Below are 15466 nucleotides of genomic sequence, written 5' to 3' on the forward strand. Positions count from 1 at the left end.
ATGCGCTCGCTCAGCAAGGTCCGGGGCGGTCCCCGGCGGGCGGGTCCCGAGGAGACGGCCGACCGCATCGAGCGCCGGGCGCCGCGGCCCGAGACGCGCTGGGACGTGGTCCTGGTCTGGCTGATGCGGATCGTGGCGGTGGTCTGGATGGTCAAGGGCCTGAGCGCCTGGGCCGAGATCCTGGGCGCCCGCCCCAACGCCGCACCGTTCGAGACCGCTCCGATCGGCCGGCAGGCGGTGATCGTCTATTTCGGCGTCATCAACCTGCTGGCCGCGGTGGGGTTGTGGCTCGCCACCGCCTGGGGCGGGGTGGTCTGGCTGCTCGCCGCCACCTCGGCGATCGTGCTCGCCCTGCTGACGCCGCAGCTCCTGCCGATGTCGCTCCCGAGCCTCGCCTTCGACGGCATGATCATCCTGGTCTACTTCACCGTATCCTGGCTGGCTTCGCGCGAACTACGCTGATCCTCAACCTTTCTCGAAAGTGAATGATCCGGTTCATCTTCGGTTTACCGACAGAGGTAAATCGAGAATTTATCCTGTCGTTTAAACTCACATTCACGGGGTGCGCCTAATTTGAACCCATAAGCGGAGCGGGAGACACCGCCGAGCACCCCCGTACAGAGTGAGGCGTTTCCATGAAGTCCCAGGCGATGAAGGCGGCTCAGACGATCTCCGCTCCCGAGACCGAGGTCGAGACCGCGGTGCGCCCCCACTACCTCGAGGCGCTGCACCTCGTGGAGCGCCTGCACCGCCGCCTCCTCGACGTGATCAAGGACGAGTTCGAGCGCCGCGGCCGCGAGGACGTCAACAGCGTCCAGGCGCTGCTGCTCTACAACATCGGCGACAAGGAGCTGACCGCGAGCGAGCTGCGCACCCGCGGCTACTACCTGGGCTCCAACGTCTCGTACAACGTCAAGAAGCTGGTCGAGACCGGCTACCTGCACCACGCCCGCTCGAAGACCGACCGCCGCTCGGTCCGCATCAGCCTCACCGACAAGGGCCGCGAGGTCCACGAGATCGTCCGCGGGCTCTACGACAAGCACGCCAAGACGATCCAGCCGATCGGCGGCATCTCGGAGGACGATTTCGGCCGCCTCAACGTGGCGCTCGCCCGGCTCGAGCGCTTCTGGACCGACCAGATCCGCTACCGCCTCTGACGTCCGCCGGGCGCCGCCCGCGGTGATCGCTCCCGGGCGCCGACCCAGGCCCTGGGGCGAGGGTGGCGGAGACATCCGCGAGAGGACGTCACGGTCGCGCTGCCACACGGTACACGACCCTGGCCGGGAACCGTGCAGCCAGGCTCCATGAACCATTGCAATGACCCATTGCAAACCACCCCCTTTTCCGGACGACTGAAGCGAAGCGGAAAGAGATCCGGAATCCAGCACGAAAAGCCCGCGAAGCGTCTCATTGGCTGCGACCGTGCAACAGGTTGAGCCGCTTCGCGGCATGTCCTCGGCTGGATCCCGGATCTCCTTCCGCTGACGCTCCAGTCGTCCGGGAAAGGGGGTGGAACGCCCGCGTGGTGGCCTCCACTTTCTTCAATGTCGTGTACCGTGGCGCTGCCGTCGCGAAGCACTCCAATCTCTGATTTTGCCACGTTTTCTGCGACGAGCCGGCATCCGCCACGTCGGACAATGCTCCGGTCTCGTCACGGTCGCCGCCGGCCACCACCGCTCTCCGGCGCGGTTCCCCGGGGTGCGGGCCCCGGCAGGGTCCTGGGGCGGTCCGGGTGTCGGGCGCGACGGCGCTACCCGGGAGTGTCGCGCCCGGTCTTTGCCGATCGTTGACCCTCTCGGCGGGCCGGTCTGTCGAATGCGCGGTATGCGCAGGTTCCATCTTGATCAGAAAATATTTTTAAAATATAATTTCAGAAATACCTAAGTAATTTGTGGTGAACGATGACGATCGAGAATGCGAGGAAGGTCGCCCTGATCACCGGCGTGACGGGGCAGGACGGCGCCTACCTGTCGGAACTCCTGCTGCAGAAGGGCTACATCGTCCACGGCATCAAACGACGGTCGTCGTCGTTCAACACCGGACGCATCGAGCACCTCTATCAGGATCCGCACGTCCTCGATCAGCGGTTCGTGCTCCACTACGGCGACATGACCGATTCGACGAACCTGATCCGCGTGATCCAGCAGGTCCAGCCGCACGAGATCTACAACCTCGCGGCGCAGAGCCACGTCCAGGTCAGCTTCGAGACGCCGGAATATACCGCCAACGCCGACGGCCTCGGCACGTTGCGGATCCTGGAGGCGATCCGCATCCTGGGCTTGACCCAGCACACGCGGTTCTACCAGGCCTCGACCTCCGAGCTCTACGGGCTCGTCCAGCAGGTGCCGCAGAGCGAGACGACGCCGTTCTATCCGCGCAGCCCCTACGCGGCGGCCAAGCTCTACGCCTACTGGATCACCGTGAACTACCGCGAGGCCTACGGGATGCACGCCTCGAACGGCATCCTGTTCAACCACGAGAGCCCGCTGCGCGGCGAGACCTTCGTCACCCGCAAGATCACCCGGGCGGTGGCCGCGATCAAGCACGGCCGGCAGGACACGCTCTATCTCGGCAATCTCGACGCCCGCCGCGACTGGGGCCACGCCCGCGAATACGCCCGCGGCATGTGGCTGATGCTGCAGCAGGAGCAGCCCGACGACTACGTGCTGGCGACCGGCGAGACGACCCTGGTGCGCGACTTCGTGACCGCCGCCTTCGCGGAGGCCGGGATCGGGCTCGAGTGGTCGGGCCGCGGGGTCGAGGAGACGGCGCGTTGCACCCGCACCGGCCGCGTCCTCGTCGAGGTCGACCCGCGCTACTTCCGGCCGACCGAGGTCGACCTCCTGATCGGCGATCCGACCAAGGCGCACGAGAAGCTCGGCTGGACCCACGACACCACGTGGCGCGAGCTCTGCGCCGAGATGGTGCGCCACGACCTCGCGACCCTCGCCCGGGAGCAGCCGCGCCATGCCGAATGAAACCCTGCCGCGTGAGATCTTGCCGCGTGAGACCTCGCCGAGTGAGATCCTCTACCCGCTCGCCGGCAAGCGCGTCTGGGTCGCCGGGCACCGGGGCATGGTCGGGAGCGCGGTGGTGCGGCGCCTTGCCCGCGAGGGCTGCGAGATCCTGACCGCCGACCGCCGCACGGTCGACCTCACGCGCCAGGCCGAGACCGAGGCCTGGATGGCGACGGCGCGTCCCGACGCCGTCGTGCTGGCGGCCGCCCGCGTCGGCGGCATCCTGGCCAACGCCACCTACCCGGCGGATTTTCTCTACGACAACCTGATGATCCAGGCGAACGTCGTCGAGGCGGCCCGCCGCAGCGGCGTCGGGAAGCTGCTCGTCCTCGGGTCGAGCTGCATCTATCCGAAATTCGCCCCCCAGCCGATCGCCGAGGACGCCCTGCTGACCGGTCCGCTCGAACCGACGAACGAGTGGTACGCGATCGCCAAGATCGCCGGGATCAAGCTCGCCCAGGCCTATCGCCGCCAGCACGGCTGCGACTTCGTCTCGGCGATGCCGACGAACCTCTACGGGCCGGAGGACAATTTCGACCTCGCCGGGAGCCACGTCCTGCCGGCGCTCATCCGCAAGGCGCACGAGGCCAAGCGGCGCGGCGACGACGAACTCGTCATCTGGGGCACCGGCACGCCCCGGCGCGAGTTCCTGCACGTCGACGATTGCGCCGACGCCCTGGTGTTCCTGCTCCAGCGCTACTCGGGCGAGGAGCACGTCAATGTCGGGTCGGGCACCGACATCGCGATCTACGACCTCGCCGAGATGGTGGCCGAGGTCGTGGGCTTCCGCGGGCGGATCGCCCGGGACACGAGCAAGCCCGATGGGACGCCCCGCAAGCTGATGAGCGCGGCGACGCTCCGGGGCATGGGGTGGAGCCCGCGCATCCCGCTGCCGGACGGGATCCGCTCGGTCTACGGGTGGTTCCTCGAGAACGTGGCGGAGGCGGCCCCGGGGTGACCGAACCGGCCCGGCCGCCGAGGGGCTCGCCGGCCGGGCCGGTCTCCTAACGGGCCTTGGGCCGGCCGGGGCCCTTGGTCACCGGTGCCGCGGCGGCCGGGCGGCGCGACAGCACCTTCGGCAGCGGGGCGCGACGCGGCGGCGGCACGGGCTCGGGAAGCGTCGCGAGGTCGGGCTCCGGCGGGGGAGCGGGGGCGGGCGGAGCGGCGGCCAGCTTCTGCTCCAGGGCGTGGGCCAGCACCTTCTTCATCGCGCCGGGCAGGGGCTCGGCCTCGAGGCCGGCCCGGGGGGTGAAGCGCATGCCCTCGGGCGCCGGGGTCCCGGCGCCGACCCGGGCGAGGAAGACCGTCAGTTCGAGCGGGAAATGCGTGAAGACGTGGCGCACGATCCCCGGCAGGCGCTTCCAGCGCGCATCGAGGGGCGCGTCGAGGAGAGCCTGGGCCGGATCGTAATCGGCCCGCCACTCGCTCGTCGGCGGCTCGGCCATGGAACCGAGGAGCCCTTCCGGCGGCCGGGTGCGCAGCAGCACCGCCTCGTCGCCGGCCCGCAGCACCACGAAGGCGGCGCCGCGCCGCAGCGCGCCCGCCACCTTCTTCACCTTGCGCGGAAAGGTCTCCTGCAGGCCCTCGGCCCGGGCGCGGCAGGGCTGCATCCAGGGGCAGAGCGCGCAGGCCGGCCGCTTCGGGGTGCAGAGCGTCGCGCCGAGATCCATCACGGCCTGGGCGAAGTCGCCGGGCCGCGTCTGCGGCACCAGGCTTTCCGCGAGGCGGCGGATCTCGGGGCGCGCCGCCGGGATCGGGGTCTCGATCGCGTAGAGCCGCGAGACCACCCGCTCGACGTTGCCGTCCACCGCCGCCGCCGGCCGGTCGAAGGCGATCGCCGCGATGGCCCCGGCCGTGTAGGCGCCGATACCCGGGAGCTTGCGCAGGCCCTCCACCGTGTCGGGAAAGCGGCCCGCCTCCGCGACCGCCTTCGCGCAGGCATGCAGGTTGCGGGCGCGGGAATAGTAGCCGAGGCCCGCCCAGGCCCCCATCACCGCCTCCTCCGGGGCCGCCGCGAGCGCCGCCACGGTCGGGAAGCGCTCCAGGAAGCGGGCGAAATAGGGCTTCACCGCAGCGACGGTGGTCTGCTGCAGCATGATCTCGGACAGCCAGACCCGGTATGGATCGGGCGCGACGCCGGGCAGCGCGCGCCAGGGCAGCGCGCGGCGATGGCGGTCGTACCAGACCAGGAGGTCGGCGGCTTCCGGCCTTGAGTGCGACGCGGCGGGCGCTACCATGCGGCCCGCCTTAGCGGGTTTTCGGCCGTGGCGGGAGCGGGATTTCGGGAGCAATCGCCGAACGACCGCCCTGGCGGCCGACGGCCCGAGGGTTAAGGGTTCCCTCACACGAAAACCCTATCGGTCGGGGCTTCACGCCGGACGCGGCGATCCACCAGGACGGACGGGCGATGGCACGGCCCAAACCCTTGAGCGAGCTGATCGAGCGGTCCCTCGGCCCCGTCTTCGCGGCCCAGGGCTTCGCCTCGACCGACATCCTGGCGTCCTGGAGCGAGATCGTCGGCGAGCGGCTGGCCCGGGCCTGCCAGCCGGAGAAGCTCGAATGGTCGCGCCGGCGCGGGGCGTCGCGCGAGCAAAGGCCGGAGCCCGGCACCCTGACGGTGCGGGTCGAGGGCGCCTTCGCCCTCGAATTGCAGCACCTCGTGCCCCTGGTGATCGAGCGCATCAACCGCCATTACGGCTGGGCCTGCGTCGGCAAGATCCGGATGCGCCAGGACCGGGTCGCCCAGGCCCAGCGCCGCAAGGCCGCTCCCCCGCCCCTCGACCCGGTGCGCCGCGGCGAGGTCGCGCTCGCGGTGTCGAGCGTGAGCGAGGCCGCCTTGCGCGACGCCCTCGACCGCCTCGGCCTCGCGGTACTGGGCGCGCAGCGCCCGCGCTGACCAGACCGCCTCCTGCGTGTTCCGCGGGCGTCCGGTCCGCCGCAAGCCCGACCGGACGCCGCCGCGGCACGCGACGGCACAAAGGAAGTTGATGCGGCGGCTGCTTGCCACGAGGCGGCCGGGATTCTACCGCACTGACGACCGCGGACCCTTCCGCATCCGCCCTACGAGGACGCCTGCCATGCTCACCCGTCGCGAGGCCCTGACACTCACCGGCTCGGCCCTCGGCGCGGCGCTGCTCGCGCCGGCCCTGCCGTTCCGCGCTCTCGCCCAGGGCCCGGTGGTGGACGGCCTGATGCAGCCCGGCCCCCTCGGCGACCTCTGGCTCGGGCCCGACAATGCCCGCTGCACGATCATCGAGTACGCCTCGATGACCTGCTCGCACTGTGCCGCCTTCCACAAGACCACCTGGCCGGCGCTGAAGGAGCGCTGGGTCGATACCGGCAAGGTCCGCTTCACCCTGCGCGAGTTCCCCCTCGATCCGCTCGCCACCGCGGCCTTCATGCTGGCCCGGGCCGACAACGGCGCACGCTACTACCCGATCACCGACATGCTGTTCGACCAGCAGGCGAACTGGGCCTTCGTCCCCAAGCCCCTCGACGCCCTCGAGCAGATGATGCGCCAGGCCGGCTTCTCGAAGGAGAAGTTCGAGGCCACCCTGAAGGACCAGACCCTCTACGACGCGGTGAATGCCGTGAAGGAGAAGGCGATGACGACCTTCAAGGTCAACGCCACGCCGACCTTCTTCATCAACGGCCAGAAGTACCAGGGCGAGATGACGATCGAGGGCATGGAGAAGGTGATCAAGCCGATCGTGGGGGCGTGAGGCAGGGCGTTTCGCTTGAACGCCGCACCAATACGCACGATGCTTAACTCGATCGCGGGTCCCTCCTCTCCCCGCGGGCGGGGAGAGGCCTGAGCTCCGAAGGGGCTCAGGAAGCCCGCAGGGCGAGGGTGAGGGGGTCTCGACGGATGAGACTCCTCCGGAAACACCCCCTCACCCTCGCGCTTCGCGCTCCTTTCGTCCCCGACGAGGAGGACGAAAGCCTCTCCCCGCCCGCGGGGAGAGGGGACACCCGCGCTCTTCTTGTCTCGAAACTTCCCCGGACGGCCCTGCGCTTGCGGGGACGGGCGACCCACACGATCCGCGCACCGCGCCATCCCATGAAATTCACGCGCCTGCGCATCGTCGGCTTCAAGACCTTCGTCGAGCCGAGCGAGTTCCTGATCGAGCCCGGGCTGACCGGGGTGATCGGGCCGAACGGCTGCGGCAAGTCGAACCTCGTCGAGGCCCTGCGTTGGGTGATGGGGGAGAGCTCGCACAAGAGCATGCGGGCCTCCGGTATGGACGACGTGATCTTCTCCGGCTCCGGGGGACGCGCCGGGCGCTCCCACGCCGAGGTGACGCTGGCGCTCGACAACAGCGCCCGCACCGCGCCCGCCGCCTTCAATGCCGCCGACGCCCTGGAGGTCTCGCGCCGGATCGACCGGGGCGCCGGCTCGACCTACCGGGTCAACGGCCGCGAGGTCCGGGCCCGGGACGTGCAGCTCATGTTCGCCGACGCGGCGACCGGGGCCCGCTCCCCCGCCATGGTGCGCCAGGGCCAGGTGGCGGAGCTGATCGCGGCCAAGCCCCAGGCGCGGCGCCGCATCCTGGAGGATGCCGCCGGCATCGGCGGCCTGCATGCCCGCCGGCACGAGGCCGAGTTGCGCCTGCGCGGCGCGGAGGAGAACCTGTCGCGCGTCGAGGACGTGCTGACGGCGATCACCGCGGGCGTCGATTCGCTGCGCCGCCAGGCCCGCTCGGCCCAGCGCTACCGCGCGATCGCCGCCGAGATCCGTCGGCACGAGGCTTTGCTCCTCCTCATCGCCCATGCGGGGGCCCGCCGCGAGGCCCTGGCCGCGGAGGCCGCCCTGGCTCGGGCCCTGGCGCAGCTGGCGCAGGCGGAAGCCGAGCAGGTCGAATCGGCCACCGCGCAGGGCATCGCGGCCGCCGCCCTGCCGCGGCTGCGCGAGGCGGAAGGCGAGGCGGCGGCCGCGTTGCAGCGCCTGGTGCTGGCCGCCGCCGAGCTGGAGGCGCAGGAGCGCCGCAGCGCCGAGCGCCTGCGCGACCTCGCTCGCCGGATCGCCGACCTGCGCCGCGACCTCGCCCGCGAGGCCGCCTCCCGGGACGACGCACGGGCGACCCTGGAACGGCTCGACGGCGAGGCGGCGGCCCTGGCGGAGGCCGATGACGGAGAGGCCGCGCGGAAGGAGGCGGACGCTCTGGCCGCCGAGGCCGATTCCCGCCTCGCGGGCGCGGAGGCGGCGCTGTCGGCCGCGCAGGGCGCGCAGGCCGAGCACGCGGCGCGACGCGGCGCCCTGACGCGGGCGGTCGCCGACGAGCGCGCCCGGGCCGGGCGTCTGGCGGCGGAGCGCGCGCGCCTCTCCCGCGAGGCCATGGCGGCCGGCGACGCGGAGACCGAACGACTCGCCGGCCTCCGCGCGCTGTTCGACGAGGCGCGGGAGGTGGCCGAGAGCGCCGAGGAGGCGGCGGCGGCCGCCCGCGACGCCGTGACGGAAGCCCGCGACGCCGAGAGCCGGGGCCGGCCGGTCCTGGCGGCGGCGGAGCGCGAGGCGGCGCGGCTCGACACCGAGGCCCGCACCCTCGCCCGGCTGGTGGCGCCGGTGGCGGAGGCGCGCTTCCCCCCGGTCCTCGACGCCCTGGCGGTGGAGCCGGGCTACGAGGCCGCCCTGGCGGCGGCGCTGGGCGATGACCTCGACGCCGCCACCGACCCCGGGGCGCCGACCCACTGGGCCGAGCCGCCCGATCCCGGGACCGACGCGCCCCTGCCCGGCGGGGCGCGACCGCTGCTGGCCTTCGTCGCCGGGCCCGCGGCGCTGACGCGCCGCCTGCGCCAGGTCGGCGTGGTCACGCGGGAGGAGGCGGCCGCCGTCCACGGGACGCTCGCCCCGGGCCAGCGTCTGGTCACCCGGCAGGGCGACCTCTGGCGCTGGGACGGGCTGAAAGCCGCCGCGGAAGCCCCGCGGCCGGCGGCGCGGCGCCTGTCCGAGCGCAACCGGCTGGAGGCCCTGAACGAGGCCGCCGCCCTCGCCCGCGAGGCGGCGGAGGCCGCGCGCGAGACCCACGACGCGCTCCAGGCGCGGGTGCAGGAGGCGACGGCGGCCGAGGCCCGGGCGGCCGACGGCGCACGGCTCGCCCGGCGCACTCTCGACGGCGCGCGTGAGACCCTGGCCCAGGCCGAGCGCCGGGTGGCCGAATCCGGCGCCCGCCGGATGGCGCTGGCCGAAGCGGAAGGCCGCATCGCCCTGGAGGCCGAGGAAGCGGCGGCCCGGGTCGAGGCCGCCGAGGCGGCGATCGCCGCCCTCGACGAGCCGGAGGATCTCGCCGTCCGCCTGGAGGGGGCCCGCCGCGAGGCGGAGGATCGTCGCCTCGCCGCCGCCGAGGCCCGGGCCGCCCGCCTGTCGCTCGCCCGCGCCGCCGAGGAGGCGGCCGCCCGCCGCGGCGCCCTGGCGGCCGACCGGGCGCGCTGGCAGGAGCGGGGCGAGCGGGCCGAGGCGATCCTCGACGAGCTCGAGGAACGGCTGGCTACTGCGGAGGAGGAGCAGGCCGATCTGGCCGAAGCCCCCGAAACCTTTGCCGAGGAGCGCCGCCGCCTCGCCGCCGCGACCGCCGCCGCGCAGGCGGCCCGGGAAAGGGCCGGCCAGCGCCTAGTCGCCGGGGAGACGACCCTCGCCGAGGCCGAGGGCCGGGCGCGCCGGGCCCTCGATGCCTTCGCGGCGGCCCGCGAGGCGCGGGGCGCGGCGGCCGCCGCCCACGAGGCCCTGACGCGCCGCCTCGCCGAGGTCGTGCGGGCCATCGCCGACGGGCTGGAGACCACGCCCGAAGGGCTCTACGGCCTCGCCGGCGCGACCCCGGGCGATCCCCTGCCGGAACCCGCGACGATCGAAGGTAAGCTCGCCGCCCTCAAGGCCGACCGCGACCGGCTCGGCGCCGTGAACCTGCGGGCCGAGGAGGAGCTGCGCGAGACGGAGGGGCGTCGCGACGAGCTGGGGCGCGAGCGCGACGAGCTGATCGAGGCGATCCGGCGCCTGCGCGGGGCGATCCAGAGCCTCAACCGCGAGGGGCGCGAGCGGCTGCTCGCCGCCTTCACGGCGGTGAACGGGCATTTCGAGCGCCTGTTCACGACGCTGTTCAACGGCGGCACCGCCGAGCTGACGCTGGTCGATTCCGACGATCCGCTGGAGGCCGGCCTCGACATCCTGGCCCGGCCGCCGGGCAAGAAGCCCCAGACGATGACGCTGCTCTCGGGCGGCGAGCAGGCGCTGACGGCGACCGCGCTGATCTTCGCGGTGTTCCTGACCAACCCGTCGCCGGTCTGCGTCCTCGACGAGGTCGACGCCCCCCTCGACGACGCCAACGTCGAGCGCTACTGCGACCTCCTCGCCGCGATGGCGCGCGACACCGACACCCGCTTCATCGTCATCACCCACAACCCGATCACCATGGCGCGGATGGATCGGCTGTTCGGCGTGACCATGGTCGAACGGGGCGTCTCGCAGCTCGTCTCGGTCGATCTCGCGACCGCCGAGCGGCTGGCCGAGACGGTTTGACGGGGGGCGTGCGTGCGGTGCAAAATACACCGAAAGTCCAATGACTTAACGTCGGTCTTGGGCGCCTTGACTCCCAAGGTGGGCGAAACTATGGTGCGCCCGCTCGACGGGGGTAACCGGACCGGACCGCCTCAGTCCTTCACGCGCGAGGTTTCGCCATGAGCGGCAACGACACGCGGGGGAAGGACGGTGCCGGTGAGGGCTCCACCCCCGACGACGACCTCTCCGCGAGGCTCAAGCGTCTCGAGATGCAGATCGACCGGAAGCGCCCCGCGGCGGCTCCCGATCCTTCGTCGCGTCACGATCGCGGCCAGCCCTCGTCCCTCGGCGTCGCCATGCGGCTGTCCACGGAATTCGTGGCCGGCGTCCTGGCGGGCGGCCTCCTCGGCTGGGGCTGCGATCGACTCCTCGGCACCAAGCCCTGGGGCCTGATCGTCCTGCTCGTCCTGGGCTTCGGAGCCGGAATCTACAACGTGATGCGCGTTTCCGGATTTTTTCCGGTCGCGGACACGAAGAAAGGCCCGCCAGGGTCTTGATCATCCGGTGGATGCCGTGCATCCGCCTGCACGGATTGGCAGCGCGGCGGGAAGACCCGCGGCAGCGACACACGAGGGGGCGGGACCGGCATGGCCGTCAAGATGGATCCGATCCACCAGTTCGAGCTGAAGCCGCTGGTTTCGTTCGGGCATATCGGACACCAGAACATCGCCTTCACCCAGTCGGCGCTGTACATGTTCCTGGCGGTGGGGCTGATCGCGCTCCTGACGATCTGGGCGACGAAGAGCCGGGCGGTGGTGCCGGGCCGGGCGCAGTCCCTGGCCGAGGTGTTCTACGAGTTCATCGGCCAGACGGTGCACCAGTCGGCCGGCCACGGCAGCGAGCGTTTCGTGCCGCTGGTCTTCTCCCTGTTCATGTTCGTGCTCCTGCTGAACCTGTTCGGGATGATCCCCTACGCCTTCGCGGTGACCAGCCACATCATCGTCACCTTCATGCTGGCGCTGGTGGTGATCCTGACCGTGGTGATCTACGGCTTCATGGCCCACGGCACCCACTTCCTCGGCCTGTTCGTGCCCCCCGGCGTGCCCGGCTGGCTCAAGCCCCTGATCGTGGTGATCGAGGTCGTGTCGTTCATCTCGCGGCCGATCAGCCTCTCGGTCCGTCTCTTCGCCAACATGCTGGCGGGCCACATCGCGCTGAAGATCTTCGCGGGCTTCGTCCCGGCCCTGCTCGCCGCCGGCGTCTGGGGCATCCTCTCGCCCCTGCCCCTCGCCCTCTCGGTCGCCGTCACGGCGCTGGAGATGCTGGTCGCGGTGCTGCAGGCCTACGTCTTCGCGACGCTGACCTCGATCTACCTCAGCGACGCCCTGCATCCGGGCCACTAAGGGCACGAGGCCTCCGCGCGAGGCCTCGCCCCCCGGACACGCAACCCCCGAGCTTCCCACCCCGGTTCGCCGTGTCGCGGCCGGATACCACCCGCCAGACGACTAGACGACCTTAGGAGCATCACGATGGATCCCGTTGCTGCGAAGTACATCGGCGCCGGCCTCGCCTGCCTCGGCATGGCGGGCGCCGCCATGGGCCTCGGCAACCTGTTCGGCCAGTTCTTCGCCGGCGCCCTGCGCAACCCCTCCGCGGCCGACGGCCAGCGCGCCAACCTGCTCCTCGGCTTCGCGCTGACCGAGGCGCTGGGCATCTTCTCGCTGCTCGTCGCGCTGCTGCTGCTGTTCGCCGTCTGATCCGGCGAGGATTACCCTCAACGAGGTGGTCCACCCGCGCACCGGGCTTCACACGAGGCTCCGGTGCGCGCGCGTGATGGAGGGACCGCCTCGGACGATTTCGTGCAGCCGCCGCCCCTGCTGAGGTGTGGCGGCGCGACGGCCGGCCCGGCCGAGCGCTCGGCGGGAGCGCTTCGTCTCCCCCACACCCGGACGACACCATGGCGCAGCCACATGCACCCGCCCCCCTCAAGGAGGGGCTGATTCACGAGCCGGCCTCCGAGCATGGCGGCGGCTTCCCGCCGTTCGAGAGCAGCACGTTCGTCGCGCAGACCCTCTGGCTCGCGCTCTCGTTCGGCCTGCTCTACTACCTGATGTCGAAGATCGCCCTGCCGCAGATCGCCGGCATCCTGCACGACCGGCAGGCCCGGCTCTCCGGCGACCTCGACCAGGCCGCCCGCGCCAAGTCCGAGGCCGACGGTGCCCGCGACACCTACGAGCGCGCCCTCAAGGACGCCCAGGACAAGGCGAAGGGCATCGCCCAGACCACCCGCGAGCAGCTCGCCGCCGAGGCCGAGACGCGCCGCAAGTCCCTCGAGGCCGACCTGTCGACCAAGCTCGCCGAGGCCGAGGGCCAGATCCGCAGCCGCACCGCGACCGCGATGGGCAGCGTGCGCGAGGTGGCCACCGACGCCGCGACCGCGATCGTCGAGCGCCTGACCGGCCAGGCGCCCGAGCGCGCCGCCGTCGAGGCGGCCTACGACCGCACCCGGCCTCAGACCGCGCACTGAGCCGCAGGAGATCACCGACATGCTGTTCGATGCGGAGTTCTGGGTCGCGGTCGCCTTCGTGGTGTTCTGCGGCATCGCCTGGAAGATGGGTCTGTTCGACCAGATCATCGGCGGGCTCGACAAGCGCGGCGCCCGCGTGCGCAAGGAGCTCGACGAGGCCCGTCGCCTGCGCGAGGAGGCCGAGGCCGTCCTGGCGGATTACAAGCGCCGTCGCTCGGACGCCGAGCGCGAGGCCGCCGAGATCGTCGCCAATGCCCGTGCGGAGGCCGAAGCCGCCGCCGCCGAGGGCCATGCCCGGCTGAACGAGTTCGTCGCCCGCCGCACCAAGGCGGCCGAGACCAAGATCGCCCAGGCCGAGGCCCAGGCCACCGCCGAGGTGCGGGCCGCCGCGGCGGAGGCCGCCGTGCGGGTCTCCGAGACCATCCTGCGGGAGAAGGTCAGCGGCGACGCCGCCCAGGACCTGGTGCGCCGCAGCCTCGGCGAGGTCCGCACCCGCCTGCGGGCCTGACCCGGACACGGTTGCCACGACCTGTGCCGACGAGAGCCGCCTCCGGGCGGCTTTCTTTTTGGCCGGAAGCGAAAGGTTCGTACACGTACGAAGTGGTGTCCGGTCCTGACGCAAGATCTTTGAGGTTCATAAGAAGTTTCGGTTCGGGCTGCGCCGAGCCCGGGCCGCGCGACATCTTCAAAGCTGCATATGCAGCACCGCTTATGACACAGGTCCAATCGCCCGGCCTCATCCGATATGTCATAGGATGAGACGAATCGCCGCCGGGGTCGCCATGACCGTCTATTACTTTCACGTCCAGAAGGGACGTCGCCTGATCCTGGACCCCGAAGGGGTCGACCTGTGCGGCCCGGCCGACGCCCTGGAGATGGCGGCGAAGCTCGCGTCCGGCCTGCTCGACGATGGCGAGATCACCTGCGACTGGACCCACAGTGCCGTCCGGGTCGAGGACCAGCACCACCGCCGCATCCTGCGCCTGCCGCTGACGAGCGTGCGCGCCCGCGACAGCCGCAGCCGGACCTTCGTGAACTGAGAGCCGGCGCGATCCGATCGATGGGGTCCGGTCGCGGCCTCGCTCCGGAGCGACGCTGGGACCCGCAAGGAGGGTCCTGGATCCCTTCGGACCATCGCGGCGCCCCCGGACGTCGGTTGCTCCGCAACGGCTTCGTCCGACGCCCGGTTGACGCGTCCGGTTTGCCCTAAGCAGATTTCGCCGAAGTGGCCCCCGGTTCGGCGGCAAGAGCCTGCGACGAAACGAGAATCTAAGCGGGCAAAGCGTTGGCCCGCCAACGCAAGTCTGCTCAGTGCGGTTCGGGGCGGCCGACTCGCTCGTCGGCATGCTCGTCACGATCGGCGCCGGCCCGATCCCTGCACCCGGGACGGCCTCCGTCCAGTTCGTTGTCGATGGGACGAACCATGCCGGCACGTTCGAGCGGGGCCGATACGATGCGTCGGGCCGGGGCTTCCATGAAAGCCTGCACCAGTTCGTCGAGGCGCTTGCAGGATCGGCATCGCCGTCATTCGCGTTCGCGTCGCCCGGGGAGGATGTGACGCGTTCGCCGTCCCGGCCGAACGCGGGCGACGCACTCGGCCCCGTCGCCCGGCACCGTCATCGAGGGCTGCGCGTAAACCCGAACGACGCGATCATCGCGTCCACACGCAGGCCTGGTGCCGCCGGGCGGGTCACGCCCCGGCCGCGAGCCAGGTCCGGAAACGCCGGGCGAGGTCGTTGGCGGCGCGGTCGTAGAGGTCGTCCATGCCGCCGGCCGTGAGCGCCCCGTCGACCATCACGCCGATCACGCCATGGCCCGCCGGCTGGATGCCCCGATCGCCGGAATAGGTGGTCAGGACCGTGCCGGTGCGGGCGTCGACGATCTCGATGGTGGCGCGGATCGTCGGGGAGCCGCCGATGAGGATGCGCTGCGCCGCCGACGGGATGTCGGCCGCGATCAGGGTGACGACGAGGCGGGCCGGTCGGGCGCCCTCGGGCCGGGCAGCCAGCGCCCGTTCCAGGGCCGCCTGGAGGCGCCGCGCCGCCAGATCGCGGATGAATCCCTGCGCCTCCGGCGTCCGCACCAGGGCCGGATCGGTCAGCGACAGGTTGCGGCTGCGCAAGTAGTCGTCCTCGGCGGACGTCCAGTTGATGGCCGCGCCGGTGCTCCGGACCTCGATCGCGGTGAAGCGCAGTTGCGCCGTGTCGGCCAAGGACAGCCGGTTGGGGGCGACGGTGTTGCACGCTGCCACGCACAGGGCCGCCAGCACGGCGACCGCCCACGACCATCGACCCATCGTCGGACCCTCCCGGTTCTTCGCGCCGCCCGTGGCGGTCGCGGAGAACCAGAAGTGTCTGACGCAAGGTCAATCGACAAGCGACATGTTTCGCGATTGTAGCTGTCGCGAAGGCCCGTGGCCCCGGGGCCACAGGC

The 15466-nt window shown here is 71.6% G+C and carries 15 protein-coding genes; 13 read left to right on the forward strand and 2 right to left on the reverse strand.

Annotation, left to right across the window (positions count from 1 at the left end):
- The 4 genes from miv_RS08430 to fcl all read left to right on the forward strand — a co-directional run bounded on the left by miv_RS08430 (position 1) and on the right by fcl (position 3975).
- A complete protein-coding gene (locus tag miv_RS08430) occupies positions 1-462 on the forward strand; it encodes a DUF6163 family protein (protein ID WP_048431355.1) in 462 nt (153 codons plus the stop codon).
- A gap of 173 nt (positions 463-635) precedes the next feature.
- Positions 636-1157 carry a transcriptional regulator LdtR gene (gene ldtR, locus miv_RS08435; protein WP_048431356.1) on the forward strand — a complete coding sequence of 174 codons (522 nt, stop codon included), beginning with the start codon at positions 636-638 and terminating at the stop codon, positions 1155-1157.
- Between the two features lie 744 nt (positions 1158-1901).
- A complete protein-coding gene (gene gmd, locus miv_RS08440; protein WP_207182272.1) occupies positions 1902-2978 on the forward strand; it encodes a GDP-mannose 4,6-dehydratase in 1077 nt (358 codons plus the stop codon).
- Positions 2968-3975, forward strand: coding sequence for a GDP-L-fucose synthase (gene fcl, locus miv_RS08445; protein ID WP_207182273.1), 1008 nt, complete (start codon positions 2968-2970; stop codon positions 3973-3975). The genes gmd and fcl overlap by 11 nt, the downstream gene beginning before the upstream one ends.
- Before the next feature lie 46 nt (positions 3976-4021).
- On the opposite strand, the gene mutY is transcribed toward fcl, so the two are convergent.
- On the reverse strand, positions 4022-5254 hold the full coding sequence (gene mutY, locus miv_RS08450) for an A/G-specific adenine glycosylase (protein WP_207182274.1): 1233 nt from the start codon (positions 5252-5254) through the stop codon (positions 4022-4024).
- A 170-nt stretch (positions 5255-5424) separates the two neighbouring features.
- Here mutY and miv_RS08455 point away from each other — a divergent pair, with 170 nt between their 5' ends.
- The 9 genes from miv_RS08455 to miv_RS08495 all read left to right on the forward strand — a co-directional run bounded on the left by miv_RS08455 (position 5425) and on the right by miv_RS08495 (position 14073).
- Positions 5425-5913, forward strand: coding sequence for a DUF721 domain-containing protein (locus tag miv_RS08455; RefSeq protein ID WP_048431494.1), 489 nt, complete (start codon positions 5425-5427; stop codon positions 5911-5913).
- A 181-nt stretch (positions 5914-6094) separates the two neighbouring features.
- The gene (locus miv_RS08460; RefSeq protein WP_048431493.1) at positions 6095-6739 is read left to right on the forward strand and encodes a DsbA family protein; all 645 of its coding nucleotides are present in this window, start codon (positions 6095-6097) and stop codon (positions 6737-6739) included.
- Between the two features lie 338 nt (positions 6740-7077).
- Positions 7078-10527, forward strand: coding sequence for a chromosome segregation SMC family protein (locus tag miv_RS08465; protein ID WP_207182275.1), 3450 nt, complete (start codon positions 7078-7080; stop codon positions 10525-10527).
- A gap of 158 nt (positions 10528-10685) precedes the next feature.
- Positions 10686-11063, forward strand: a complete 378-nt coding sequence (locus miv_RS08470) for an AtpZ/AtpI family protein (protein ID WP_058617766.1) — start codon at positions 10686-10688, stop codon at positions 11061-11063.
- A 90-nt stretch (positions 11064-11153) separates the two neighbouring features.
- On the forward strand, positions 11154-11909 hold the full coding sequence (locus tag miv_RS08475) for a F0F1 ATP synthase subunit A (protein WP_048430691.1): 756 nt from the start codon (positions 11154-11156) through the stop codon (positions 11907-11909).
- Between the two features lie 126 nt (positions 11910-12035).
- Positions 12036-12263, forward strand: a complete 228-nt coding sequence (locus miv_RS08480; protein WP_048430690.1) for a F0F1 ATP synthase subunit C — start codon at positions 12036-12038, stop codon at positions 12261-12263.
- A gap of 200 nt (positions 12264-12463) precedes the next feature.
- Positions 12464-13033: a F0F1 ATP synthase subunit B family protein gene (locus miv_RS08485; RefSeq protein ID WP_048430689.1), complete on the forward strand. Its 570-nt coding sequence runs from the start codon at positions 12464-12466 to the stop codon at positions 13031-13033.
- 22 nt (positions 13034-13055) lie between these two features.
- Positions 13056-13541, forward strand: a complete 486-nt coding sequence (locus miv_RS08490; protein WP_089504192.1) for a F0F1 ATP synthase subunit B family protein — start codon at positions 13056-13058, stop codon at positions 13539-13541.
- A 247-nt stretch (positions 13542-13788) separates the two neighbouring features.
- Entirely contained in the window at positions 13789-14073 is a 285-nt protein-coding gene (locus miv_RS08495) for a DUF6894 family protein (protein ID WP_244748917.1), read from the forward strand.
- Between the two features lie 650 nt (positions 14074-14723).
- Here the strand turns inward: miv_RS08495 and miv_RS08500 are convergent.
- Positions 14724-15329 carry a hypothetical protein gene (locus miv_RS08500; RefSeq protein ID WP_125901124.1) on the reverse strand — a complete coding sequence of 202 codons (606 nt, stop codon included), beginning with the start codon at positions 15327-15329 and terminating at the stop codon, positions 14724-14726.
- Positions 15330-15466: the final 137 nt, after the last annotated feature.

It is taken from the genome of Methylobacterium indicum (assembly GCF_017347565.1).
GTDB classification, from domain to species: domain Bacteria; phylum Pseudomonadota; class Alphaproteobacteria; order Rhizobiales; family Beijerinckiaceae; genus Methylobacterium; species Methylobacterium indicum.

Excerpts from the sequence above, each read along its gene's own strand:
- miv_RS08485 (WP_048430689.1), top strand. The coding sequence starts at position 12,464 with ATGGCGCAGCCACATGCACCCGCCCCCCTCAAGGAGGGGCTGATTCAC.
- fcl (WP_207182273.1), top strand. The coding sequence starts at position 2,968 with ATGCCGAATGAAACCCTGCCGCGTGAGATCTTGCCGCGTGAGACCTCG.
- miv_RS08455 (WP_048431494.1), top strand. The coding sequence starts at position 5,425 with ATGGCACGGCCCAAACCCTTGAGCGAGCTGATCGAGCGGTCCCTCGGC.
- miv_RS08470 (WP_058617766.1), top strand. The coding sequence starts at position 10,686 with ATGAGCGGCAACGACACGCGGGGGAAGGACGGTGCCGGTGAGGGCTCC.
- miv_RS08495 (WP_244748917.1), top strand. The coding sequence starts at position 13,789 with ATGAGACGAATCGCCGCCGGGGTCGCCATGACCGTCTATTACTTTCAC.
- mutY (WP_207182274.1), bottom strand. The coding sequence starts at position 5,254 with ATGGTAGCGCCCGCCGCGTCGCACTCAAGGCCGGAAGCCGCCGACCTC.
- miv_RS08480 (WP_048430690.1), top strand. The coding sequence starts at position 12,036 with ATGGATCCCGTTGCTGCGAAGTACATCGGCGCCGGCCTCGCCTGCCTC.
- miv_RS08460 (WP_048431493.1), top strand. The coding sequence starts at position 6,095 with ATGCTCACCCGTCGCGAGGCCCTGACACTCACCGGCTCGGCCCTCGGC.
- gmd (WP_207182272.1), top strand. The coding sequence starts at position 1,902 with ATGACGATCGAGAATGCGAGGAAGGTCGCCCTGATCACCGGCGTGACG.
- ldtR (WP_048431356.1), top strand. The coding sequence starts at position 636 with ATGAAGTCCCAGGCGATGAAGGCGGCTCAGACGATCTCCGCTCCCGAG.
- miv_RS08430 (WP_048431355.1), top strand. The coding sequence starts at position 1 with ATGCGCTCGCTCAGCAAGGTCCGGGGCGGTCCCCGGCGGGCGGGTCCC.
- miv_RS08465 (WP_207182275.1), top strand. The coding sequence starts at position 7,078 with ATGAAATTCACGCGCCTGCGCATCGTCGGCTTCAAGACCTTCGTCGAG.
- miv_RS08500 (WP_125901124.1), bottom strand. The coding sequence starts at position 15,329 with ATGGGTCGATGGTCGTGGGCGGTCGCCGTGCTGGCGGCCCTGTGCGTG.
- miv_RS08475 (WP_048430691.1), top strand. The coding sequence starts at position 11,154 with ATGGCCGTCAAGATGGATCCGATCCACCAGTTCGAGCTGAAGCCGCTG.